The following is a 26177-nucleotide window of genomic DNA, read 5'->3' as shown; positions in this document are numbered from 1 at the left end:
GGCCTCGCCCACGACACGAGAGATGGACCGACATGAGCAAGCCCTACGCGGACCGCGAGATCTGGTTCCTCACCGGCAGCCAGGACCTGTACGGAGAGGAGACGCTGCGGCAGGTCGCCGAGCAGTCGCAGGAGGTCGCGCGCGCCCTCGACGCGTCGCCGGACGTCCCGGCGACCGTCGTCTGGAAGCCCGTCCTCAAGGACGCCGGCGCGATCCGCCGCGCGATGCTCGACGCGAACGCCGACGACCGCGTGCTCGGCGTCGTGACGTGGATGCACACGTTCAGCCCCGCGAAGATGTGGATCGGCGGCCTCGACCAGCTCCGCAAGCCGCTCCTGCACCTGCACACGCAGGCGAACGTCGAGCTGCCGTGGGACACGATCGACTTCGACTTCATGAACCTCAACCAGGCCGCGCACGGCGACCGGGAGTACGCGTACGTCGCGACGCGGCTCGGGGTGGCGCGCACGACGGTCGTCGGGCACGTCTCGAACCCGGCGGTCACCGCGCGCGTCGGCTCGTGGGTGCGCGGCGCCGCCGGCTGGGCGGCGACGCACGAGCTGCGCCTGGCCCGCTTCGGCGACAACATGCGCAACGTCGCGGTGACCGAGGGCGACAAGACCGAGGCCGAGCTCCGGTTCGGTGTGAGCGTGAACACGTGGGGCGTGAACGACCTCGTGCGCGCGGTCGACGAGGTCTCCGAGGCCGACGTCGACGCGCTCGTCGCGGAGTACGAGGACCTCTACGACGTGGTCCCCGAGCTGCGCAAGGACGGCGACCGGCATGCCTCGCTGCGGTACGCGGCCCGGCAGGAGATCGCGCTCGAGACGTTCCTCGAGTCCGTCGGCGCCAAGGCGTTCACGACCAACTTCGAGGACCTGGGCGACCTGCGCCAGCTCCCCGGCATCGCCGTCCAGCGCCTCATGGCGAAGGGCTACGGGTTCGGGGCCGAGGGCGACTGGAAGACGGCCGTGCTCGTGCGCGCCGCGAAGGTCATGGGCGAGGGGCTGCCCGGCGGCGCGTCGCTCATGGAGGACTACACCTACGACCTGACCCCGGGCAGCGAGAAGATCCTCGGCGCGCACATGCTGGAGATCTGCCCGTCGCTCACGACCTCGACGCCCCGCGTCGAGATCCACCCGCTCGGCATCGGCGGCAAGGAGGACCCGGTCCGCATGGTGTTCGACGCCGACCCGGGCGTCGGCGTCGTCGTGTCCCTCGCGGACATGCGCGACCGCTTCCGGCTCACGGCGAACGTCGTGGACGTCGTCCCGCCGAGCGCGCCGCTGCCGCACCTGCCGGTGGCACGCGCGGTGTGGGAGCCGCGGCCGGACTTCGCGACGTCCGCCGAGGCCTGGCTGACGGCGGGCGGCGCGCACCACACGGTGCTCTCCACGGCCGCGGGCATCGACGCGTTCGAGGTCTTCGCGGACATCGCGCGCACGGAGCTCCTGGTCATCGACGAGAGCACGACGCGGCGGGGCTTCCGCGACCAGGTGCGGTGGAACCAGGTCTACTACCGCCTCGCGCAGGGCCTCTGACGCCTGGGGGAGCCGTCCGCGCACGGTCCCGTCACGGCCACCGGCCGTGACCGAACCGTGACGGGGCGGCGGCTTCCCCTGGAGCTGTGTGAGCGCTAACATCGTCTCTCGGGAGGGTGTGAGCGATCACATCCGCGGGCCCGGGGTCCTGCCCTTCGCCTGGCTCCGCAGCTCGAGCACGTCGCAGTGCCGAGCGGTGACCGGAATGGTTACCGAACGGTGATGCGGAATGCCGAGTGGGGGCTTGCGGGAGCGACCCTGACACCGCTAGACATTGACACAAGCAAACATGTATCAACAAGAGTCAACAGTCCGATGAGGGGCTGGAACGACCCGACGGTCCTCGGCACGGCGCCGAGGTCGCATCTCAAGGAGGAGAGCATGTTCAGCACGACCAAGGCGCGCACGCGTCTGACGGGTGTCCTCGCCGGCGTGGCGGTCCTCGCGCTCGCGGCGTGCAGCAGCGGGGGCGGCAGCACGGACGGCAGCAGCAACGACGCGGGCGGCGACGGCGGCGGTGGCGGCGACACGATCTCCGTCGGCTTCTCGCAGGTCGGCGCCGAGTCCGGCTGGCGCGCGGCGAACACCAAGTCCATCCAGGACACGCTCACGGCCGAGAACGGCTTCGACCTCAAGTTCTCCGACGCGCAGCAGAAGCAGGAGAACCAGATCCAGGCGATCCGCTCCTACATCGCGCAGGGCGTCGACGTCATCGCGTTCTCCCCGGTCGTCGAGTCCGGCTGGGACGCGGTGCTCGAGGAAGCCAAGCAGGCCGGCATCCCCGTGATCCTCACCGACCGCGCGGTCGACTCGGAGGACGACACCCTCTACGAGTCGTTCATCGGCTCCGACTTCGTCCTCGAGGGCGAGATGGCCGGCGACTGGGTCTCCGAGAACCTCGCGACCGAGCCCATCAACGTCGTCGAGCTCCAGGGCACCACGGGCGCCGCGCCCGCGATCGACCGCAAGACCGGTTTCGAGAACGCCACGGCGGACAACCCCAACGTGACGATCATCGACTCGCAGACCGGCAACTTCACGCGTGCCGAGGGCAAGACGGTCATGGAGGGCTTCCTCCAGGCGCACGACGACATCGACCTCGTGTACGCGCACAACGACGACATGGGTCTCGGCGCCATCGAGGCCATCGAGGCCGCCGGTCTCGTCCCGGGCGAGGACATCAAGATCGTCACCGTCGACGCGGTCAAGGACGGCATGCAGGCTCTCGCCGACGGCAAGATCAACTTCATCGTCGAGTGCAACCCGCTCCTCGGCCCGGACCTGGCCGACATCATCAAGAAGGTCGTCGCGGGCGAGGAGGTCGAGAAGCGCATCGTCGTCAAGGACGAGTCCTTCACGCAGGAGCAGGCGATCGAGGCGCTCCCGACGCGCGAGTACTGAGCGCACCGCGCGCGCCGAGCGGACCGCCCGGGACGACCCGGGCTCCCGCTCCGCACCGCCCCGGCGGGGCCGGTCGACGCCGACCGGCCCCGCCACCACGGACGGGTCGCGCGCCGGGAGAGCACGGCTCCCCGGCGCGCGGCCGACGCACCACCGCCGGCATGCCGACCCCGCCGGCGTCCTGAGGCGCCCCGGGGCCCGGCAGCCCCGCCGCCACCGCTGCACGGAAGGTCACCCATGACTACCGCCGTCCCCGACGGTCGGCCCGTCGTCGAGATGACCGGGATCTCGATCGAGTTCCCGGGCGTCAAGGCGCTCGACGGAGTCGACCTCACGCTCCGGCCCGGAGAGGTCCACGCCCTCATGGGCGAGAACGGCGCCGGCAAGTCGACGCTCATCAAGGCGCTCACCGGCGTCTACTCGATCGACTCCGGTCGCATCCTCGTCGACGGCGCCGAGCACACGTTCTCCGGCCCGGGCGAGGCCCAGGCCGCCGGCGTCTCGCCGGTGTACCAGGAGGTCAACCTCTGCGAGAACCTCTCGGTCGCCGAGAACATCATGCTCGGCCACGAGCCGCGCCGCCTCGGCGCGATCGACTGGCGGGCCACGCGCCGTCGGGCGGGGGAGATGCTCGCGCGCCTCAACCTCGACATCGACCCGGCGTCCTCGCTCTCGAGCCACTCCCTCGCCGTGCAGCAGCTCGTGGCCATCTGCCGCGCGCTCGTCGTCGAGTGCAAGGTGCTCATCCTCGACGAGCCGACGTCCAGTCTCGACGCGGACGAGGTCGCGCAGCTCTTCGCCGTCGTGCGGCGCCTGCGCGACGAGGGCGTCGCGATCCTCTTCGTCTCGCACTTCCTCGAGCAGGTGTACGAGATCTCCGACCGCATGACCGTGCTGCGCAACGGCAAGCTCGTCGGCGAGTACGTCACCGCCGAGCTGCCGCGCCTCGAGCTCGTCTCCAAGATGATCGGCACCTCGCTCGAGGTGCTCGAGGAGCTCGAGGAGGCGCCCAAGCGCTCGGTCGCCGACCGCGAGGCGACGCCGTTCGTCCAGGCGCTCGGCGTCGGCCGCAAGGGCTCGGTGCAGCCGTTCGACCTCGACGTCTACCCGGGCGAGGTCGTCGGGCTCGCGGGCCTCCTCGGCTCGGGCCGCACCGAGCTCGCCCGGCTGCTCGCGGGTGCGGACCGCGCGGACAGCGGCCAGGTCCGCGTCGGCGGCGCGCTCGCCCGGCTGCGCACGCCGCGCTCCGCGATGCAGCGCAAGATCGCGTTCTCCTCGGAGCACCGCAAGGCCGAGGGCATCGTGGGCGACCTGACGATCCGCGAGAACATCGTGCTCGGTCTCCAGGCCGAGCGCGGGTGGGCCCGGCGCCTGCCTCGCAAGCAGGTCGACGAGATCGTCGAGAAGTACATCAGCGCGCTCGCGATCCGCCCCGCCAACCCGGACGCGCTCATCAAGAACCTCTCGGGCGGCAACCAGCAGAAGGTGCTCCTCGCGCGCTGGCTCGCGACGGCCCCCAGGCTGCTCATCCTGGACGAGCCGACGCGCGGCATCGACGTCGGGGCGAAGGCCGAGATCCAGAAGCTCGTCGCCCAGCTCTCGGGCGAGGGCATGTCGGTCGTGTTCATCTCGGCCGAGCTCGAGGAGGTGCTGCGGCTCAGCCACCGCATCGCCGTCATGCGCGACCGGGTCAAGGTCGCGGAGATCACCAACGACGAGGACGTCACGGTCGAGGACGTCGTCGAGCTCATCGCGAGCGGAGGGCAGGAGTCATGAGCACCACGGCACCCGCCTGGCAGCGCGCCGTCCAGCACCGGCTCTTCTGGCCGATCGTCGCGCTGGTCGTGCTGCTGGCGGTCAACACGGTCAACCGGCCGAGCTTCCTGTCCATCAGGCTGCAGGACGGCCACCTCTTCGGGTCGCTCGTCAACCTGCTGAAGAACGGCGCGCCGCTGCTGCTCGTCGCGCTCGGCATGACCCTCGTCATCGCGACGCGCGGCATCGACCTGTCGGTCGGCGCGGTGGTCGCGATCTCCGGGGCCGTCGCGCTGAGCTTCATCGCGTCGTCGCCCACGCCGGACAGCCTGACGACCGTCCTCGTCGCCGTGGGGATCGCGCTCGCGCTGTCCTTCGTCCTCGGCGTGTGGAACGGCTTCCTCGTCTCCGTCCTCGGGATCCAGCCCATCATCGCGACGCTCGTGCTCATGACCGCGGGCCGCGGCGTCGCGATGCTCATCACGGGCGGCCAGATCACGACGGTCAACAGCGCACCGTTCAAGTCGATCGGGTCCGGGTTCTGGTTCGGGATCCCCGTCGCGGTCGTGCTGGCCGGCCTCGTCTTCGCGGCCGTCGCGCTGCTCACGCGGCGCACCGCGCTCGGCATGCTCATCGAGTCCGTCGGCATCAACCCCGAGGCGAGCCGCCTCGCGGGCGTCAAGGCGCGCAGCATCATCTGGACCGTCTACGCGGTCTGCGCGCTCTTCGCGGGCCTCGCCGGCCTCATGATCTCGTCGAGCACCATGGCGGCCGACGCCAACAACGCCGGGCTCTTCATCGAGCTCGACGCGATCCTCGCCGTCGTGATCGGCGGCACGTCGCTCGCGGGCGGGAAGTTCTCGCTCTCCGGCACCCTGGTCGGCGTCCTCATCATCCAGACGCTCACCCTCACGGTGACCATGCTCGGCATCTCGCCGTCCGTCACGCCCCTGTTCAAGGCGATCGTCGTCATCGCGGTCTGCCTCGCGCAGTCCCCGAAGGTGCGCGACCTGGTCGCCGCCCGACGACGTCGCGCGGCCCCGACGGCCGCCGCGGCCGCGGAGGTGAGCGCCTGATGTCCGCCGTGCAGACCCCTGCCCCGACCTCGCCGCCCGACCCCCGGGGCGCCGAGACCGCCGCCCCCGGAGGCCGACCGACCATGACCGAGCGACTCACGAGCCGCGTGCGCCTCGACCGGCGCTACCTCCCGGTCCTCGGCACGTTCGCGGTGCTCGCGCTCATGCTCGTCGTGGGCGGGAGCCGGTACGAGAACTTCCTCTCGGCCCGCGTCGTCTCGAACCTGTTCATCAACAACTCGTTCCTCATCGTGCTCGCGGTCGGGATGACCTTCGTCATCCTCACCGGCGGCATCGACCTCTCCGTGGGTGCCGTGGTGGCGCTGTCCGGCATCACGACGGCGTCGCTCCTGCAGAGCGGGTGGCCGGTCGCGGTGGTGCTCGTCATCGCGGTCCTCATCGGCACCGTGCTGGGGCTCGCCGTCGGGCTCATGGTCCACGTGTTCGACATCCAGCCGTTCATCGCGACGCTCGCCGCGATGTTCCTCGCGCGCGGCCTGTGCTACGTCATCAGCCTCCAGTCCATCCCGATCACGAACGAGTCGTTCGTCGCGCTCGCGGGCTGGAGCCAGGAGATCGGCGACGGCTGGCGCCTGACGACCGCGGTCATCATCGCGCTCGTCGTCGTGGCGATCGCGTTCTACGTGCTGCACTACACGCAGTTCGGCCGCACGGTCTACGCGATCGGCGGCGGCGAGCAGTCGGCGATGCTCATGGGCCTGCCCGTCGCGCGCACCAAGGTGCTCGTCTACGTGGTGAGCGGCACGTGCGCCGGCATCGGCGGCCTGCTGTTCGCGATGTTCTCGCGGTCCGGCTACTCGCTCACGGGCGTCGGCATGGAGCTCGACGCGATCGCGGCGGTCGTCATCGGCGGCACGCTCCTCACGGGCGGGACGGGCTTCGTGCTCGGGTCCGTGCTCGGCGTGCTCGTGCTGGGCCTCATCCAGACGATCATCACGTTCGAGGGCACCCTGAGCTCGTGGTGGACGAAGATCGTCATCGGCGTGCTGCTGCTGGTCTTCGTGATCCTGCAGCGCGTCCTCGTCGTCAGGCGGAGGTGAGCCGGCGGCACCGGCCTCCGCCGCGGGCGTCCTCGTGACGTCCGCGGCGCGGGGCCGGTGCCGCGGCCGTCTGCCCGGGCCGACGGCCCGGGGTCACCGGAGCAGGACGGGGGCCGGCACCCCTGGGTCGTTCGGGCGTACGCCCGACCGGCGGTGTCATGACGCCGCCCTTGTAGAATGTGAGCGCTCACACTAGGCTCGGGCCGAACTTGTGAACGCTCACACGCAATGGTGCGTGTCTCTCGACGATGAGAGGAAGCCCTATGGAAACGTCTGTTCACCCGTCCCTCCCCACGTCCCGGCGCAGACCGGCGCGCCGCCGGCCCGTCGCGGTCGCCCTCGTGGCGGGCATGGTCGGCACGGTCGCGCTCGCGACGTCGCTGCCGGCCGCCGCCGCGGAGCCCGACCTGCCCGACGGCGCATGGGTCGACACGTTCGACGACGCCGCGCTCGGCTCGGCCTGGACCGTCGTCAACCCCGTGCCCGAGGCGCTGTCCGTCGGCGGGGGGAAGCTCACGCTGACCTCGCAGCCGGGCGACACGTACCAGGACGCGAACAGCGCGAAGAACGTCGTGCTGCTCGACGTGCCGGCGGGCGACTTCACCGTCGTCACCCGGCTCGAGGCGCCCGTCACCTCCGTCTACCAGGGCGCCGGCCTCGTCGCGTGGCAGGACATGGACAACTACGTCCGGTCGGGCCTGACCTTCGTGGGTGACCTCTCGCCGTCGGGCCGCGCGATCGAGAACGACGTCGAGACCGGCGGCGTCTTCAGCGCGGCGGCCTTCACCGACCGCCCGGGCTCCACCGGGGAGACGCTGCGCATGCAGCGCACCGGCGACACGATCGCGACGAGCTTCTGGGACGGCACCGCGTGGCAGCCCGCGGGCTCCGTGACCGTCGACTTCCCGACGACGCACGTCGGCCTCTACGCGCTCGCCGCGCAGAGCGGCGCGGCGCACACCGCGGCGTTCGACTACGTCGCGGTCCAGGCCGCCGAGGGCGCGGACCAGGTGCCCGACGGCACGTTCACGCTCGCGGGCCCGGGCGACGCCCGGTACCTCGTGGCGACCGACGACGGCCTCGCCCTCGACGACGAGCGCCCCGCGACGACCGTCGCGCTCGCCGCGACGGAGGTCGACGGCGCCGAGGGCACGTCCCCGGTGACGCTCGCCGTCGGCGATCGGCCGGTGGTCGTCTTTGGCGCGTCCCGGCTCTCCCTCGGGGCCGCGGGCGCGGACGCGACGGCGCTGCGGCTCACCGACGCGGGCGGCGGCACGGTCTGGCTGCGCAGCGCGGCCGACCCCGAGCGGTACGCCGGGGTGCGCGCTTCCGACGGCGCGCTCGTCCTCGGTCCGCGCGACGCGGCCACGAAGCTGACGATCACGCCCGCCACGAGCGCGGACCACGAGATCACCGTGGACCTCGCGGGCGAGCGCACCCAGATGAGCGACGAGCTGTACGGCATCTTCTACGAGGACATCAACTACGCGGCCGACGGCGGCCTGTACGCCGAGCTCGTGCGCAACCGGTCGTTCGAGTTCAGCAACCAGGACAACGGGTCGTTCACCGGCCTCACCGCGTGGAGCGCCGCGAACCGCGGCGGCGCGACGGCGACGACCCAGGTCGTGAACGACGCCGGGCGGCTCAACGCGACGAACCGCAACTACCTCAACCTCACGACGACCGGGGCGGGCGCCGGGGTGCGCAACGCCGGGTACAACACGGGGCTGTTCGTCGAGGAGGGGGAGTCCTACGACTTCTCCGTCTGGGCGCGGTCGGCGACGGCGCAGACCGTCACCGTGCGCGTCGAGGACGCCGCCGGGACCACGGCGTACGCGACCGGCCCGGTCGCCGTCGACGGCTCGAACGCGTGGAAGAGGTACGACGTCACGCTCACCGCGACGGGCACGACGAACGCCGGGCGGCTCGCGCTGCTCTCCGGCGCGGCGGGCTCGCTCGCGCTCGACCAGGTGTCGCTCTTCCCGCAGGACACGTGGGTCGGCCCGGTCAACGGGAAGTCCGTGCTCCGCAAGGACCTCGCCGAGAAGATCGACGCGCTCGACCCGCAGTTCCTGCGCTTCCCCGGCGGCTGCGTGACGAACGTCGGCACGTTCCGCACGTACGAGGAGTCGGGCTTCACCGACCGTCGCCGCACGTACCAGTGGAAGGAGACGATCGGCCCGGTCGAGGAGCGCGCGACCAACTGGAACTTCTGGGGCTACAACCAGTCCTACGGCATCGGGTACCTCGAGTACTTTCTCCTCGCCGAGGACCTCGGCGCGACGCCGCTGCCCGTGGTGTCGGTCGGCGCCAACGGCTGCGGCAGCACCATCCCCGAGATGACCGACCCCGCGCAGATCCAGCGGTGGGTGGACGACACGGTCGACCTGATCGAGTTCGCCAACGGCGACGTGACGACCGAGTGGGGCGCCGTGCGGGCCGAGCTGGGCCACCCCGAGCCGTTCGGCCTGAAGTACGTCGGGCTCGGCAACGAGGAGAACACGAAGACGTTCGAGGCCAACTTCCCGGCGTTCCGCGACGCGATCGCGGCCGCCTACCCGGACGTCCAGATCATCTCGAACTCCGGGCCGGACGACACGGGCCAGCGCTTCGACGAGCTGTGGGAGTTCAACCGCGAGCAGGACGTCGACCTCGTCGACGAGCACTACTACAACGACCCGCAGTGGTTCCTCGAGAACGACGAGCGCTACGACTCCTACGACCGCGAGGGGCCGCACGTCTTCCTCGGCGAGTACGCGTCGCGCGGCAACACGTTCGCCAACGCGCTGTCCGAGGCCGCCTTCATGACGGGCCTCGAGCGCAACTCCGACGTCGTGCGGCTCGCGTCGTACGCGCCGCTGCTCGCGAACGAGTCGTACGTCCAGTGGTCGCCCGACGCGATCTGGTTCGACAACGACGAGTCCTGGGGCTCGGTGAACTACTACGTCCAGCAGCTGTTCTCCGCGAACGCGGGCGACGAGGTCGTGCCCAGCACGCACTCCGGCCCGGCGCCCGCCGACGCGACGCTCGACGGCGGCGTCTTCCTCTCCACGTGGAACACGGCCGCGCAGTACGACAACGTGCGCGTCACCGACAACGCGAGCGGCGACGTGCTCTTCGCGGACGACTTCGAGTCCGGCGCCTCGCAGTGGGAGCCGCAGTCGGGCACGTGGGCGGCGCAGGACGGCGCCTACGTCCAGTCGGCGACGAACGTCACCGACGCCCGGTCGATCGTCGCCGGCGCGTACGCGAAGGACTGGTCGAGCTACACGCTCGAGCTCGACGCGCGCAAGACGTCGGGCGCGGAGGGCTTCCTCGTCGGCTTCGCCGCGGGCGGCCCGAACGACTACTACTGGTGGAACCTCGGCGGGTGGAACAACACGCGCCAGGCCCTCCAGCGCGCGTCGGGCGGGAGCGCGAACGAGGTGCAGGCGGTGGAGAACCACAGCATCGAGGCCGGGCAGCCGTACCACGTCAAGGTCGTCGTCGAGGGCTCGACCATCGAGCTCTACCTCGACGGCGAGCTCCAGATGTCCTACGAGCAGCCGTCGACCAAGTCGCTCTACCAGGTCGTCACGCGCGACGACGAGACGGGCGACGTCGTGGTCAAGGTCGTCAACCCCACCGCGACCGCGGCGCGCACGCAGGTGCACGTCGAGGGCTCCGACGGCATCGCGGACCGGGCGACCGTCACCGAGATGGTGGGCGCGCCGTCGGACACCAACACCAAGGCCGACCCGGAGCGGGTCGTCCCGGTGGAGCGGACGCTCACGGGCGTGGGGGAGGAGTTCTCCTACGAGTTCCCTGCGCACTCGATCACGTTCGTCCGGCTGCACGCGTCCGACGCGGAGCCCGAGCTCGACCTCGCGGTCGACGTCGCGCCGCGCTGCCTGGCGGGCACGGCGTACGTCGCCGTGCGCGCGACGAACGGCGAGGACGTCCCGGTCTCGGTGACGCTCGCGACGCCGTTCGGGCAGAAGGCGTTCGCGGACGTGGCGCCCGGCAGGAGCGCGTACCAGTCGTTCGCGGCGCGCGCGACGTCGGCCCCGGCCGGCACCGCGACGGTGACGGGCACGGCGACGCTCGACGGCGAGCAGGTCACCGCGACCGTCGACGTCGCCTACGACGCGCTCGACTGCGGCTGAACCATGCCGAGGTAGAACCGCAGGTCGCGAGGTAGAAGCCCCCGGGCTCTACCTCGCGACCGCTGGCTCTACCTCGCGAGAGCACGCTTCCCTCGTGGCCGGTCCGGCGGGCCACGAGGGCGCGGCCCGCGCTCCCCGCGCGGGCCGCCACCGCACGACACCGCACGACACCGCACGTCTCGACGCGCGGGCGACGACGCCCGCGCCGACCAGAGGAGCACCGATGCACCCCCGACCGACCGACGGCGTCCGCCGTCGACCCGGCGGCGTGGCCCGGCTGGCGGCCGTGGCGGCCGCCGCCGCGCTCGCCGTGACCGCGTGGGCACCGTCCGCCGTCGCGGCCGACGCCCTGCCCGCGCCCGTCCTCGACCTCGCGTTCGACGGCGACGTCGCCGACGCGAGCCCCCTCGCGCACCCCGTGGCCCTGCGCGGCCACACGGGCTCCGCGCCGACCGGCTTCTCCTACGTCGACGGCGTCGACGGGGCGGGGCAGGCCCTGCGCCTGAGCGGCAGCACGTACCTCGACCTCGGGTCGTCGACGGCGCTCCAGCCCGAGGACCTGACCCTCTCGTTCTGGGTGGAGCCCAGCGGGAAGCTGTCCGGGGAGCACGTCATCACGTGGAACAAGCGGGCCTACAACTCCGACGGCTGGTACCTGTCGTCCGAGTCGGACACGGTGCCGCTCGCGCTGTCGGTGGGGCCGGCGTCGGGCCAGCCGTACAAGGTGCGGGTCGCGAGCTCCGACCGCGCGGCGTTCTTCCCCGCGGACGAGTGGACGCACGTCGTCGTCACGTACGACCACGCGACGACGGCCGTCGCGTTCTACCGCAACGGCGAGCAGGTCCCGTCGACGGTGGCCGGCGCGGTCGCCGGCGACGCGACGGGGGTCCTGGGCTCCGACCCGGCGCTGCCGAAGACGATCGGGTTCAACGGGCCCCAGTACAACGGCGCCTACCTCAAGGCCGCGCTGGACGACTACCGCCTGTACGACGCGGTGGCGGACCTGGGCGACGTCGTCGGGCTGTACGAGGAGAGCGGGCGCACGGTGGACCGCGACGCGATCGCGCAGGACGACGCCGACGCGCTGTCCCTGCCGGAGCGCGCGACGGTCGCGCTCGTGCTCCCGGCGACCGGCTCGCGCGGGTCGACCGTGACGTGGCGGTCGTCGCATCCCGAGGTCGTCGCGACCGACGGGACCGTGGTCCGGCCCGCGATCGGGGAGGACGACGCGCACGTCACGCTGACCGCGACGGTGCGCTACCTCGACGGCGAGCCGGTGACGCGCGACCTCGAGGTCGTCGTGCCCGCGCTCGTCGACGAGACGCCGCTCGAGGAGACCGCGCTGCCGTCGGTGCTGCTCTCCGACGACTTCCTCCAGAACGCTGCCGCGAAGGAGCACGAGTACCTGCTGAGCCTGGACTCCGAGACGTTCCTCTACGAGTTCTACAAGGTCGGCGGGCTGACCCCGACCACGGCCGCCGGGTACGGCGGCTGGGAGCGCAGCAACGCCGTGAACTTCCGCGGCCACGCGTTCGGCCACTACCTCTCGGCGCTCGCGATGTCGTGGTCCTCGACGCAGGACGAGGCGACGAAGGACGCGCTGTTCACCGAGATCGAGGAGGGTGTGGGCGGGCTCGCGCGCGTGCAGGACGCGTACGCCGCCGCGCACCCCGGCTCGGCCGGGTACGTCTCCGCGTTCCGCGAGTCGATCCTCGACCAGGTGCAGGGCACCGGGACGTCGGACGAGAACGTCATCGTGCCCTGGTACAACCTGCACAAGGTGCTCGCCGGGCTGCTCGACGTCGCCGAGCACGTCGACGGCCGGGTCGGCGACCAGGCGCTCGCCGTCGCGACCGACTTCGGGCTCTACGTCCAGGGGCGCGTGGCGAAGCTGCCGAGCACCGACGTCATGCTCCGCACCGAGTACGGCGGCATGAACGAGGCGCTGTACGAGCTGTTCGACCTCACGGGCGACGTCCGGATCAAGGAGGCGGCCGAGGCGTTCGACGAGGTGACGTTCTTCCGTCAGCTCGCCGCGGGCCAGGACGTGCTGCCGGGCAAGCACGCCAACACGCAGATCCCCAAGCTGCTCGGCGCGCTCAAGCGCTACCAGGTGTTCACGCAGAACCCCGCCTACTACGACCTGCTCACGCCCGCCGAGAGGGACGAGCTGCCGATGTACCTCGCGGCGGCGGAGAACTTCTTCGACATCGTGGTGCGCGACCACACCTACGTCACCGGCGCGAACAGCCAGGCGGAGCACTTCCACGCGCCCGGGTCGCTGCACGAGCGCGCGGACGAGCAGGGCACCGCGCGCAACGCCGAGACGGCCGAGACGTGCAACGAGTACAACATGCTCAAGCTCGCGCGCGAGCTCTTCACGCTGAGCAAGGACGTGCGGTACGCGGACTACTACGAGAACGCGTTCATCAACACGATCCTCGCGTCGCAGAACCCGGAGACCGGGACGACGACGTACTTCAACCCCATGGCGTCGGGCTACCACCGCGTCTACAACCTGCCGTTCACCGAGTTCTGGTGCTGCACCGGGACGGGCATGGAGAGCTTCTCCAAGCTCGGCGACTCGATCTACTTCACCGGCCAGGGCTCGGTGTGGGTCAACATGTTCTTCTCCTCGACGGTCGAGCACGCGGAGCAGAACCTGCGGCTCACGCAGGACGCGAACCTGCCGAACGAGGACACCGTGACCTTCCGCGTCGACGCGCTCGACGGCGGTGCGGTCGCCGAGGACGCGACGCTGCGCCTGCGCGTGCCGTCGTGGATCGCGGGCGAGCCCGCGGTCGAGGTGAACGGCGCCGCCGTCGAGCCGCACGTGTCGCGCGGGTACGTCGTGCTGCCCGTCGCCGCGGGCGACGTGGTCCGGTACACGATGCCGATGGCGGCGTCCGTCGTCGACACCCCGGACAACCCGTACTTCGTGGCCTTCCGGTACGGGCCGGTCGTCCTCTCCGCGAACCTCGGCGAGGTCCCCGAGCCGGCGTGGCAGGGCACGGGCATCCTCGTCCGCTCGTCCACGCGCGACGCCGACGCCCAGACGGCGATCACGGCCGCGAACATGGGCGCCGACGAGTGGAAGGAGCGGATCGCGGAGAACCTCGTCCGCGTCGAGGACGACGCCGAGGGTCGGGTCCAGCTCGAGCTGCGGAACACCGCCGACGGCGGCGACCTCGTCTTCACGCCCCACCACACCAACTGGGACGTGACGTACGGGCTCTACCTCCACCTCGACGAGCCGGACTCGGCCGCGTCGCAGGATCGCATCCTGCGCGCCAAGCAGGAGCTGCGCGACGCCGACCGCACCGTCGACAGCCTGACGAGCTTCGACAACAACAACTTCGAGAACGCGAAGAACCTCCAGCAGAGCGGGTCGTCGGTCGGGACGTTCTCCGGCCGTCAGTTCCGCCACGCGAACGGCACGGGCTGGTTCAGCTACGACCTCATGGTCGACCCGGCCTCGGCGTCGAACCACCTGGGCGTCACGCTCTACTCGGGCGACCAGGGCCGCGTGTTCGACCTGTACGTGAACGACGAGAAGCTGAAGACGATCACCACGGTCGCGAACGCCCCGACCAAGGACGAGCAGGGGTTCTACGTCGACACGACGCAGCTCCCGGCGAAGTACCTCGAGATCGGCGAGGGCACGCGCTGGAAGGTCGACAGCGCGGGGGAGTACGTGCTCGACGAGGACGGCGAGCGCATCCCCGTGGTCACCGTCCGCTTCCAGGCGACGGGCGGCTGGGCCGGAGGCGTGTTCGGCGTCCGGGTCGACCGCGCGGCGTCGTACGACGCGACGCCCGGGCTCGCGGCGCTCGCGTTCGACACCGGGTCGCTCGCCCCTGCGTTCGACCCGGCGGTGACGGACTACACCCTCACCGTCCCCGCGGGCACGACGGGCGTCGTGCTCGACGCCGACCCGCACGTGCCGAGCGGCCTGGTCCGCGTCGACGGCGTGCTGATCGACGACACGCAGGGTCGCGTCGTGCCGCTCCCGGCGGACGGGAGCGCCCGGACCGTGGAGGTCGTCGGCGTCGCGCAGGACCACGAGACCGCCACGACCTACCGGGTCGAGATCGTGGCGGGGGCGACGGCCGTCGTCCCGCTCGACGTCGAGGTCTCGTCGCGCTGCCTCGCCGGCAGGGCCTACGTGGCGGTCCGGGCGACGAACACGGGCGCCACGCCGGTGGACGTCACCCTGGCGACGCCGTACGGGGAGAGGTCGTCCACGGGCGTCGCCCCGGGCGCGAACGCGTACCAGTCGTTCGCGTCCCGCGCGACGGCGGTCCCCGCCGGCACCGCGACGGTCACCGCGACGGCGGTGCTCGACGGCGCCCCGGTCACCACGACCCACGACGTCGACATCGAGCCGCGCACCTGCGGCTGAGCGACCCGCGCGCCGCACCGGCGTCCTCGCGGTCGGTCCGACGGGCCGCGAGGACGCCGCACCACGGCGACGCGGCGTCAGTCGATATCGGTACCGACATCGATATCCCCGGCATGAACCCACGACAGCAGCAGGACCTCGACGAGGAGGAACGACATGAGCAGGCACCGGAGACGACGAGCTGCAGCGACGATCGTGGCGGGGGTGCTGGCGCTCGGGGCCGGCCTGCCCGCGGCGCACGCCACCGCGACGGCCGACGACGAGCCCCCGGCGGCGACCGCCCTCACCGGGCTGACCACGACGGACCGCGGCGACGGGACGTACGACGTCCCGCTCCTGCGCAGCGACGTCCCCGACATCAGCGTCACGCGCGTCCCCGCGGCCGAGAACGACGAGGGCCGCGACCTGTACTACATGATCAGCACGACGATGCACCTCGCGCCCGGCGCCCCGATCATGAAGTCGTACGACCTCGTGAGCTGGGAGATCGTGGGCTACGTCTACGACCGGCTCGGCGTCGGCGACGTGTCGTCGCTGCGCAACGGGAAGAACGGCTACGGCAACGGGCAGTGGGCGTCCTCGCTGCGCTACCGCGACGGCACGTTCTACGTGGTGTTCAACACCAACGACCTCGGGGGGTCGTACCTCTTCCGCACGGACGACGTCGAGCACGGCGCGTGGGAGCGCACCGCGCTCGGCCGGGGGTTCCACGACCCGTCGCTGTTCTTCGACGAGGCCGACGGGGGGACGCCCTACATCTTCTACGGCTCGGGCGCGACGAGCGCCGTCCGGCTGAACGACGACCTCACCGCGATCGAGGCGGACTTCCCGAACATCTTCCGTGCCGCGGACTACGCGGGCGAGCCGTTCGTCGGCGGGCTGTTCGAGGGCGCGCAGGTGCACTACATCGACGGCGAGTACTACGTCGCGATCATCACGTGGCCCAGCGGCCAGAACCGGCAGGAGGTGCTGTTCCGCTCCCCGCACCTGCTGGGCCGCTACGAGACCACCGACGGGTCGAACCCGTACGAGGCGCGCAGCGCGCTGAACTCGGACGGCTTCGCGCAGGGCGGGCTGGTCGAGGTGCCCGACGGCGCGGGCGGCTACGAGTGGTGGGGCATGTTCTTCCGCGACACCTACCCTCTCGGCCGCATCCCCGCGCTCATCCCCGCGACGTGGGAGGACGGCTGGCCCACGTTCGGCGACGACGGCGTCGTCCGCGTCGGCGACACGTTCGCCAAGCCGATCGAGCTGGACCCGGCGACGGAGCGCCGGGAGCGGCTGAAGAGCATCGTCGCCTCCGACGACTTCGCGAACGACGCCGAGCACCGCGCGTTCAGCGACACCGTCTGGGTGGTCCCCGACGCGCCCACGTACGACGAGTCCCTGCTCGGCGTCGAGCTCGTCGCCAACCCCGGGTTCGAGGACGCCGGGACCGCGCCGTGGGCCGCGCAGTTCGGGGCGACGCTGTCGCGCGAGACGAGCGGCGCGGCGTCGGGCACGGGCGCGCTGCGCGTCGCGGGCCGGACGCTCAACGGCTCCGGGCCGAACCAGCAGCTCGGCGGGAAGATCCAGGCGGGCGTGACGTACGAGGTCTCGGCCCGGGTCCGCTACGCCTCCGGGCCGGCGCAGGTCCGCTTCAACCTCGTCGGGGACTGGGGCGCGGGCGTCACCACGCTCGCGTGGGCGAACGCCACGCCGGGGGAGTGGACGACCGTGCGGGGCACCTACACCGTCCCGCAGGACGCGGACGTCCGGACCTTCAAGCTCGCGGTCGAGACGCCGTGGGGCAACCCGCAGCCGCCGTCGTCGAGCGTCGAGTACCTGCTCGACGACGTGTCCGTGGTCGGCCGCGCGCCGGCCGTCGAGACGCCCACGCTCGAGGAGGTGTCGTACAACGGCTCGGACCTCGACCTCGCCTGGCAGTGGAACCACGCGCCGGACAACCGGTACTGGTCCCTCACCGAGCGCGAGGGCTGGCTGCGCCTGACCAACGGGCACGTCGTGAGCGGCGAGGCGGAGTACACCAAGGCGCCCGGGCGCGACCTCACCTACCTCGAGGAGGCGCGCAACACGCTCGGTCAGCGCACCTTCGGGCCGACGGCCTCCGCGGAGACCCGCGTCGACGTGTCGGGGATGCTCGACGGCGACGTCGCCGGCCTGGCCGTCTACGGCCGCAGCTTCGCGTACGCAGGGGTCCAGCAGGTCGACGGCGAGCGCACGCTCGGCCTCGTCACGCGGCTCCAGCCGTTCACCGACACGATCGACCGCGAGGCGGTCGAGTCGTTCGTCCCCGGGTCGCAGGTCTCGCTCGGGGAGCGCACGGACGTGCACCTCAAGGCGGACGCGGACTTCGCCTCGCCGGGCGGCCAGCTCTGGGTGCAGTACTCCTACAGCCTCGACGGGCGCACGTGGCAGCCGCTCGGGCCGCGCCAGGGGCCGCTCGTCATGGACTGGAGCCTGTCCCACTTCATGGGCTACCGGTTCGGCCTCTTCTCCTACGCCAAGGAGCGGACCGGCGGGCACGTGGACTTCGACCACTTCCTCCTCAGCGACGTGCTCGACGCCGACGGCGGCGCCGACCGGACGGCGTTCGACGCCGTCGTCGCCGAGGCGGAAGGGCTCGACCCGGCGGACCACACGGCCGAGTCGTGGGCCGCCGTCGAGCAGGCCCTCGCCTGGGCGCGGTCGACGACCGCGCCGTCGACGCAGAACCAGGCCGACGCTCCCGCCCGGGCGCTCGCGCTCGCCGTCGCGTCGCTGGAGCCGACGACGTCCCCGGACGTCGCGTTCGCGGCGGAGGCGAGCGTGCGCGCGCTCGCCGGCACCGACTACGTCGCCGTGCGCGTCGTGAACGAGGAGGACGTCCCGGTGGACGTGGTGGTCACCACGCCGTACGGCAGCCGCACGCTCGCCGACGTCCGACCGGGGGCGAGCGCCTACCAGGCGTTCCCGACGCGACGGTCGCCGGCGCCGGCCGGCGAGGTCACCGTCACCGTCACGCGCTCGACCGACGCCGCGACGACGACCCGCACCGTGCCGTTCGGTCGCTGACCCGCGCCCGACCCGGCGGGCCGCGCAGGCCGCGCCCGGTCGGCGCGAGAGGAGGGAGGACGCAGGACGACGGCGGGGGACCGCCGTCGGGCACGACCGTCCGCGCGAGGCGCGCGGACGCGCAGGACACCCACATCGATCGAGGAGGATCCATGGACACGCACCACCGCAGACGACGTCGCCTGCGCGGCGCCGTCGCCGGGGCCGCGCTCGTGACGCTGCTCTCCGCGTCGCTCGCCGCGCTGCCGTCGTACGCCGCGGACGAGGAGCTGGTCGTCAACGGCGGCTTCGAGGACGGCACGACCGGCTGGTTCGTCAACAACGGCAACGCGACCGACAAGGCCGTGCTGTCGACCACCGACCAGGCGTTCGCGGGCGAGGCCGCGGCCCTGACCACCGAGCGCGCGACGACCGGCTCCGGTCCGATGCAGGACCTCAGCGGCAAGGTCCGCGCGGGCGAGACGTACGAGCTCACCGCGAAGATCCGCTACGACGCCGCCGCGGCGCCGGCCACCAAGCAGTTCTTCGCGACGATGCACTACGGCGGCGGGTCGTACACGAACCTGGTGAGCGTCACCGCGACCAAGGGCCAGTGGGCGACGCTCGACGGCCGGTTCACGATCCCGGCCGACCAGAACGTCGGCACCGCGCGGCTGTTCTTCGAGACGCCGTGGACGAGCAACCCGTCCGCCGACCCGGCGACGCACCTCATGGACTTCGTGCTCGACGACGTCTCCGTCGTCGGCGCGGCCCCGCCCGGACCGCCGTCGAAGACGATCGAGGTGCTCGGCAAGCTTCCCGGCGAGCACAACCCGCTCATCTCCCACAAGTTCGGGGCCGACGGGTTCGGGTTCGTCGAGGACGGGCGCGTGTACATGTACATGACGAACGACACCCAGGGCTACGCGCCCGACCCGGTGACGGGCGTCTCGCCGCAGATCAACTACGGCAGCATCAACCAGATCACGCTCATCTCGTCCGAGGACCTGGTGAACTGGACGGACCACGGCGAGATCCAGGTCGCGGGGCCGCAGGGCGTCGCGCCCTTCACCAACAACTCGTGGGCGCCGGGCATGGCGAAGAAGACGGTCGACGGCGTCGACAAGTACTTCCTCTACTACGCCAACGGCGGCGGGTCGTCGAACGTCATCACGGGCGCCTCGCCGCTCGGGCCGTGGACGAGCGAGCGCGACAGCACGCTCATCGACGGGCGCACCCCGGGCGCCGAGGCCGTGGCCTGGAAGTTCGACCCGGCGCCGCTCGTCACCGACGACGGCGCGTACCTCTACTTCGGCGGCGGCCCCGCGTCGACGTCGATGCCCGCGGCGGAGCGGTTCAACAACCCGAAGAACATCCGCGTCATCGAGCTCGGCGACGACATGGTCTCCACGCAGGGCACGGCGGCCGTCGTGGACGCGCCCGTGGCGTTCGAGGCGGCGCAGGTCTTCGAGCGCGACGGGAAGTACTACCTGTCGTACTCGTCGCACTTCGGCGGCAACGACTTCGGCGGCAACCAGGCCACGCTCCCGGGGTACCCGGGCGGCGGGCAGATCGGCTACATGATCTCCGACGACCCGATGTCGTTCCCCAAGGAGACGTACGCCGGCGTGATGTTCCCGAACCAGTCGCAGTTCTTCGGCGCGGGCACCGGCGGCAACAACCACCAGTCGGTGTTCGAGCTGGACGGCAAGTACTACTTCACGTACCACGCGCCCACGCTCAACAAGCGCATCAACGGCAGCACCACGCAGGGCTACCGCAGCCCGCACATCCAGGAGCTGACGTTCAACGCGGACGGCACGGTCCAGCAGGTCGTCGGCGACTACGCGGGCGTGGACCAGGTCAAGGACCTCGACCCGTTCCAGGTGCTCGAGGCGGAGACGTTCGCGTGGCAGCAGGGCCTCACGACCGCGAAGGTCGACGGCGGCTCGGCGCAGTTCGGCGACCAGGCGCCGAACCTCGTCGTCCGCGACGTCGACGCCGGCGACTGGTCGGCGCTGTCGTCGGTCGACTTCGGCGACGGTGCCGCGAGCGTCACGGCGCGCGTGAAGCCGCTCGTCGAGGGCGCCACCGTCGAGGTGCGCCTCGACGACCGCGAGGGTGCGGTCGTCGGCACGCTCGACCTCGACACCCCCGTGGGCGAGTGGGCGGACGTGACCGCCGCCCTGGAGGGCGTGAGCGGCGTCCACGACGTGTACTTCACGTTCGCCGGCCCCGCGGGCGTCGACCTCGTCGAGGTGGACACGTGGGAGTTCGCGGCCGACGCCGCCGGCCCGGCCGTCGAGCTCGACGTGACCGCGTCCGCACGCTGCCTCGCGGGCAAGGCCTACGTGGCGGTGCGCGCGACCAACCTCGCCGACGTCGCGGCCGACGTCGAGCTCGTCACCCCGTTCGGCACGCGGGTCGTGCGTGACGTGGCACCGGGGGCGAACGCGTACCAGTCGTTCGCCGCACGGTCCGCGTCGCTCGCGGCCGGGGTCGCGACCGCCACGGGCACCGCGGTGCTCGACGGCGTCACGGTCGAGACCGCGCACGAGGCCGCCTACGGCGACCTGTCCTGCGGCTGACACCGGACGACCAACACTGCCCGACGGCGGCCCGCACCCCACCCGGGGTGCGGGCCGCCGTCGGCGTCCGGGTGCGCGCGGGAGTCCTCACGCGCTTTTCGACATCGTTGTCGGTCCCGGGGTCCCTAGGCATGTTTGCGTTCACATGTTAGCGTTCACACGCGCGTCCGACGGCGGACCCGCGACCGGCGCCGACGCCGGGCACGACGACGAGGAGTCACCGATGACCTCACGCCACGAACCACCCCCGACGCCCGCGGAGCCCCGCGCCCGACGCCGACGCCGCTCGCTCGCGGCGCTGCTCGGCCTCGCGCTCGTCGCCCCGCTCGCGCCCGTGGGCGCGGCGGCCGCCGGCCCGATGCCCGCGGCGCCCGCACCGGCCCCCGCCGCGGCCGAGCCGACCACGGACGGTCTGCGGCTCTGGCTCCCGCTCGACGAGACCGAGGGCGCCGTCGCGCACGACGCGTCGGGTCACGGCCTCGACGCCGCGCTCGTCGGCTCGGGCGGCGGGTGGCGCGCGGGACAGGGGCTCACGTTCGGCGGCGCGAACCACGTGGACCTGCCCGACGACCTCCTGGCCGGCTACGACGCCGTGACGGTGAGCGCGGACGTGTGGGTCGACACGTCGCTGAGCGGCAACTACTTCTTCTACACCTTGGGCAACCCGGCGGTCGGGACCCCGCAGTCCGGGAACGGCTACCTGTTCTCGACGGGCAACGCGAACTACCGCGCGACGATCTCCGACCTCGCGTGGGGCCGCGAGCAGAACACGGCCAAGACCCCCGCGGGCGCCCTCCAGCGCGGCGTGTGGAAGACCGTCACTTACACGCTCGCGGGCGGCACGGCGCGGCTGTACGAGGACGGCACCCAGGTCGGGCAGAACACCGCGGTGACGATCACGCCCGGCGCGATCGGCGGCGGCACCACGACCGCGAACGCGCTCGGGAAGTCGGCCTACGCGGCCGACAACCTCTTCAAGGGGCGCATGAAGGACTTCCGGCTCTACGACCGCGCGCTCACCGCGCAGGAGGTCGCCGACCTCGCGTCGGACGCCGCGCAGGACGCCGTCGCGGCCGACGCCGCCGCGCTCGACCTGGGCGACACGAGCGCCGTCGCCACGGATCTCGCGCTCCCGGCGAAGGGCGTCGGTGGCTCCGCCGTCGCGTGGTCGAGCTCCGACGCGGGCGTCGTCTCCGCGAGCGGCGCGGTGACGCGCCCCGCGGGCGACGAGCCCGCGACCGCGACGCTCACCGCCACGGTGACGCTCCGCGGCGCGACCGCGACCCGCACGTTCGACGTCACGGTCCTGCCGGGCGACGGCGACCAGGCGAAGGCCGACGCCGCGGCCGCCGCGCTCGAGGTGACGAACCTCGACGACGTGCGCGGCAACCTCACGCTGCCCACCACGGGGCTGCACGGCGCGAGCGTGACGTGGGAGTCGTCGTCGGGCACGATCACCCCGACGGGCGAGGTGACGCGCCCGGCGCACGGCGAGGACGCCGAGACCGTGGCCCTCACCGCGACGGTGACGGTCGGCGCGGCCACCGCGACGCGCGAGCTCGCGGCGCACGTCCCGCCGCTGCCCGAGCAGGAGGACCTCGCGGGCTACCTGTTCTCCTACTTCGTGGGCGAGGGCACCGCCACGGGCGAGCAGGTCTACTTCGGGCTCAGCCAGGGCAACGACCCGCTGAAGTACCAGAACCTCAACGACAACCAGCCCGTCCTCACGTCGGAGCTGGGGGAGAAGGGCCTGCGGGACCCGTTCATCATCCGCTCGCCCGAGGGCGACAAGTTCTACCAGATCGCCACCGACCTCAAGATCTACGGCAACGGGAACTGGGACGCGTCCCAGCGCACGGGCTCGAAGTCGATCATGGTGTGGGAGTCCACGGACCTCGTGAACTGGACCGACCAGCGCCTCGTGCAGGTCTCGCCCGACACCGCGGGCAACACGTGGGCGCCGGAGGCGTACTACGACGAGACGATCGGCGCGTACGTCGTGTTCTGGGCCTCGAAGCTCTACGCGGAGGACGACCCGGACCACACCGGCAACACCTACAACCGGATGATGTACGCCACGACGCGCGACTTCGTGACGTTCAGCGAGGCGCAGGTGTGGGTCGACCCGGGCTACTCGGTCATCGACTCGACCGTGACGCAGCACGACGGCCAGTACTACCGGTTCACCAAGGACGAGCGGAACAACACGTCGTCCACGCCGTGCTCCAAGTTCATCCTCGCGGAGAAGGCGGCCGAGCTGCGCTCGACGGACTACGACTTCATCACCGACTGCATCGGCAAGGCGAACTCGCTCGGCGGCGGGATCAACCAGGGCGAGGGCCCGACGATCTTCAAGTCGAACACCGAGGAGAAGTGGTACCTCTTCATCGACGAGTTCGGCGGCCGCGGCTACGTGCCGTTCGAGTCGACCTCGCTCGACGCGGCCGAGTGGACCATGTCCTCCGACTACGAGATGCCGTCGCGCCCGCGCCACGGCACGGTGCTCCCCGTGACGCAGGCCGAGTACGACCGCCTGCTGCGGACGTACCAGCCCGACGCGTTCGTCGAGTCCGTCGAGGACGTCGCCGTGACCGTCCAGACCGGCTCCGCGCCGGTGCTGCCCGCGAGCGTCACGGCGCGCTTCGCCGACGGCTCCACGGGCTCGGCGGACGTCACGTGGGACGCGGTCGACCCGGCGTCGTACGCGCAGGCGGGCTCGTTCGAGGTCGCCGGCACGCTCGGCGGCGGGGTGAGCGTCCGCGCCCGCGCGGTCGTCACCGTGACCGACGACGTCGTCCCCGTCGAGGGCCTCAGCGTCACCCCCGAGTCGCTCGAGGTGGGCGTCGGCGGCACGCGGCAGCTCACCGCGACCGTCACGCCCGCGAACGCGACGGCGCGCGCGATCACGTGGGCGTCGGACGACGCGGACGTCGCCACGGTCTCGGCCGACGGCGTCGTCACCGGTGTCGGCGAGGGCCACGCGCTCGTCACGGCGACCACGGCCGACGGGTCACGCACCGCGTACGTGGCGGTCGAGGTGACGGCCGACGTGCCGGGGCTCGTCGTGCGGTACGCGTTCGACGAGACGAGCGGCACGGCGGCGGCGAACACCGCGCCCGGGTCGTCGTTCGGCCCGGCGACGCTGACCAACGGCGCGGCTTTCTCCGGCACCGGGGAGGGCGTCCGGCTCGACGGGACGGACGACTACGTCGACCTGCCCGACCACCTGCTCGCCGGGCTCACCGACGTCACGGTCGCGCTCGACGTCAAGGTCGCGACGGACCAGGCGACGCCGTACTTCGTCTACGGCCTCGGCAACACGAGCGGCACGGCGGGCAACGGGTACCTGTTCACCACGGGCAACGCGTACCGCACGTCGATCGCGACGGGGAACTGGACCACCGAGCAGACCGTCACCAAGAACGCGAACCTCCAGCGCGGGGTGTGGAAGCACCTCACGTACACGCTGTCCGGCACGACGGCCGTGCTCTACGAGGACGGCGTCGAGGTGGGCCGCCAGACCGGCGTCACCATCGACCCGAAGGACATCGGGAACGGGTCGACGCTCGCCAACTACATCGGCCGCTCGCTGTACTCGGGCGACCGGTACCTCAAGGGCTCGGTGCGCGACTTCCGGATCTACGACCGCGCGCTCACGGCGGACGAGGTCTACCAGGTCGGGGCGGACCACACGGCCGTCACGGGCGCCGAGCTCGACGCGCTCAAGGTCCCCGCGATCGTCGACGGGGCGAGCTCGACCGTGACGCTCGCCGTCGAGCCGGGCACGGACGTCTCCGCGCTCGCGCCGGTCCTCACGGTCTCGCCGCGTGCGACCGTCACGCCCGAGAACGGCTCGGTGCAGGACCTCACGCAGCCCGTGGAGTACACGGTGAGCGGGCCGGACGGGTCGTCGCGCACGTGGACGGTCCATGCGAAGCAGATGGGCAGCCCCGTGCTCCCGGGGACGTACGCCGACCCGAACATCGCGCAGTTCGGCGACACGTTCTACCTCTACGCCACGACCGACGGCACCCCGGGCTGGGGCGGCAAGGACTTCTACGTCTGGAAGTCCACCGACCTCGTGACCTGGGAGCGCTCGGAGCAGCCGCTCCTCACGCTCGACGGTGCGAACGGGAACGTCCCGTGGGCGACCGGCAACGCGTGGGCGCCCACCATCATCGAGCGGGACGGGAAGTACTGGTTCTACTTCTCCGGCCACAACCCGACGTACGACCGCAAGACGATCGGCGTCGCGGTGGCCGACAGCCCCGAGGGACCGTTCACCGCGCAGCCGACGGCGATGATCACGAACGGCGAGGCGGTCACGTCCGGCCAGGCCATCGACCCGGCCGCGTTCCGCGACCCGGAGACCGGGAAGTACTGGCTCCTGTGGGGCAACGGCGGGCCGTCGAACGGCCCGGTCATGGCGGAGCTGGGCGACGACATGACGTCGATCAAGCAGGACACGCTGCGGCGCATCCCCGGCCTGACCGACTTCCGCGAGGGCCTGTTCCTCAACTACCGGGACGGCGTCTACCACCTCACGTACTCGATCGACGACACGGGCTCGGAGAGCTACCGCGTCGGCTACGCGACGTCGGACAGCATCGACGGCCCGTGGACGTACCGCGGCGTGATCCTCGAGAAGGACGCCTCGCAGGGCATCCTCGGGACCGGGCACAGCTCGATCCTCAACGTCGAGGGCACCGACGACTGGTACATCGCGTACCACCGGTTCGCGATCCCCGGTGGCAACGGGACGAACCGCGAGACGACGATCGACCGCCTCACGTTCGGCGAGGACGGCCTCATCCAGAAGGTCGTGCCGACGCTCGAGAGCGTGGACCCGGTCGACGTCGCCCCCGCGCCCCGGGTCGAGCTGACCGTCGAGGCCACCCCGCGGTGCCTCGCGGGCAAGGTCTACGTCGCGGTACGGGCGACGAACGCGGGCGACGTGCCCGCCGACGTCACCCTCACGACCGCGTACGGCACGAGGACGTTCGCGGGCGTCGCCCCGGGCGCCAACGCCTACCAGTCGTTCGCGACGAGGGCGACGTCGGTCCCGGCCGGCACCGCGACGGTCACCGGCACGGCCGTGCTCGACGGCACCCCGGTCACCACGCCCTACGACGTCGCCTACGACGCCCACCCCTGCGGCTGACGATCCCCCGAGGT

Annotated in this window: 10 protein-coding genes; all 10 read left to right on the top strand. The window is 71.8% G+C overall.

Going from position 1 to position 26177, the window contains the following annotated elements; all coding sequences use genetic code 11:
- Nucleotides 1-32: 32 nt before the first annotated feature.
- Nucleotides 33-1541 carry an L-arabinose isomerase gene (araA, locus tag MT994_RS06005; protein ID WP_021479858.1) on the top strand — a complete coding sequence of 503 codons (1509 nt, stop codon included), beginning with the start codon at nucleotides 33-35 and terminating at the stop codon, nucleotides 1539-1541.
- Nucleotides 1542-1922: 381 nt separating this feature from the next.
- Nucleotides 1923-2942, top strand: coding sequence for an ABC transporter substrate-binding protein (locus MT994_RS06000; RefSeq protein WP_031315144.1), 1020 nt, complete (start codon nucleotides 1923-1925; stop codon nucleotides 2940-2942).
- Nucleotides 2943-3179: 237 nt separating this feature from the next.
- Nucleotides 3180-4718: a sugar ABC transporter ATP-binding protein gene (locus MT994_RS05995; RefSeq protein WP_086149021.1), complete on the top strand. Its 1539-nt coding sequence runs from the start codon at nucleotides 3180-3182 to the stop codon at nucleotides 4716-4718.
- A complete protein-coding gene (locus MT994_RS05990; protein WP_086149020.1) occupies nucleotides 4715-5773 on the top strand; it encodes an ABC transporter permease in 1059 nt (352 codons plus the stop codon). Before MT994_RS05995 ends, MT994_RS05990 begins: the two co-directional genes overlap by 4 nt.
- An 83-nt stretch (nucleotides 5774-5856) precedes the next feature.
- Nucleotides 5857-6834, top strand: coding sequence for a galactofuranose ABC transporter, permease protein YjfF (gene yjfF / locus MT994_RS05985; RefSeq protein ID WP_021482614.1), 978 nt, complete (start codon nucleotides 5857-5859; stop codon nucleotides 6832-6834).
- 263 nt (nucleotides 6835-7097) lie between these two features.
- Nucleotides 7098-10979, top strand: a complete 3882-nt coding sequence (locus MT994_RS05980; protein WP_354805528.1) for an alpha-L-arabinofuranosidase C-terminal domain-containing protein — start codon at nucleotides 7098-7100, stop codon at nucleotides 10977-10979.
- Nucleotides 10980-11202: 223 nt separating this feature from the next.
- Nucleotides 11203-15381: a beta-L-arabinofuranosidase domain-containing protein gene (locus tag MT994_RS05975; RefSeq protein WP_354805527.1), complete on the top strand. Its 4179-nt coding sequence runs from the start codon at nucleotides 11203-11205 to the stop codon at nucleotides 15379-15381.
- Nucleotides 15382-15537: 156 nt separating this feature from the next.
- Nucleotides 15538-18435: a family 43 glycosylhydrolase gene (locus MT994_RS05970; protein ID WP_354805526.1), complete on the top strand. Its 2898-nt coding sequence runs from the start codon at nucleotides 15538-15540 to the stop codon at nucleotides 18433-18435.
- A gap of 152 nt (nucleotides 18436-18587) precedes the next feature.
- The gene (locus MT994_RS05965; RefSeq protein WP_354805524.1) at nucleotides 18588-21002 is read left to right on the top strand and encodes a family 43 glycosylhydrolase; all 2415 of its coding nucleotides are present in this window, start codon (nucleotides 18588-18590) and stop codon (nucleotides 21000-21002) included.
- Between the two features lie 223 nt (nucleotides 21003-21225).
- Nucleotides 21226-26163 carry a family 43 glycosylhydrolase gene (locus MT994_RS05960; RefSeq protein WP_354805522.1) on the top strand — a complete coding sequence of 1646 codons (4938 nt, stop codon included), beginning with the start codon at nucleotides 21226-21228 and terminating at the stop codon, nucleotides 26161-26163.
- Nucleotides 26164-26177 lie beyond the last annotated feature (14 nt).

Origin of the sequence: Cellulosimicrobium sp. MI9406 (assembly GCF_040595865.1) — a bacterium.
Taxonomy (GTDB): Bacteria; Actinomycetota; Actinomycetes; order Actinomycetales; family Cellulomonadaceae; genus Cellulosimicrobium; species Cellulosimicrobium funkei.
Note: the sequence above shows the minus strand (reverse complement) of the source record. Positions and strands in the feature narration are given on the sequence as shown.

What these genes read in the sequence shown, in the direction of transcription:
- araA (WP_021479858.1), top strand. Translation starts at nt 33, where the DNA reads ATGAGCAAGCCCTACGCGGACCGCGAGATCTGGTTCCTCACCGGCAGC.
- MT994_RS06000 (WP_031315144.1), top strand. Translation starts at nt 1,923, where the DNA reads ATGTTCAGCACGACCAAGGCGCGCACGCGTCTGACGGGTGTCCTCGCC.
- MT994_RS05995 (WP_086149021.1), top strand. Translation starts at nt 3,180, where the DNA reads ATGACTACCGCCGTCCCCGACGGTCGGCCCGTCGTCGAGATGACCGGG.
- MT994_RS05990 (WP_086149020.1), top strand. Translation starts at nt 4,715, where the DNA reads ATGAGCACCACGGCACCCGCCTGGCAGCGCGCCGTCCAGCACCGGCTC.
- yjfF (WP_021482614.1), top strand. Translation starts at nt 5,857, where the DNA reads ATGACCGAGCGACTCACGAGCCGCGTGCGCCTCGACCGGCGCTACCTC.
- MT994_RS05980 (WP_354805528.1), top strand. Translation starts at nt 7,098, where the DNA reads ATGGAAACGTCTGTTCACCCGTCCCTCCCCACGTCCCGGCGCAGACCG.
- MT994_RS05975 (WP_354805527.1), top strand. Translation starts at nt 11,203, where the DNA reads ATGCACCCCCGACCGACCGACGGCGTCCGCCGTCGACCCGGCGGCGTG.
- MT994_RS05970 (WP_354805526.1), top strand. Translation starts at nt 15,538, where the DNA reads ATGAGCAGGCACCGGAGACGACGAGCTGCAGCGACGATCGTGGCGGGG.
- MT994_RS05965 (WP_354805524.1), top strand. Translation starts at nt 18,588, where the DNA reads ATGGACACGCACCACCGCAGACGACGTCGCCTGCGCGGCGCCGTCGCC.
- MT994_RS05960 (WP_354805522.1), top strand. Translation starts at nt 21,226, where the DNA reads ATGACCTCACGCCACGAACCACCCCCGACGCCCGCGGAGCCCCGCGCC.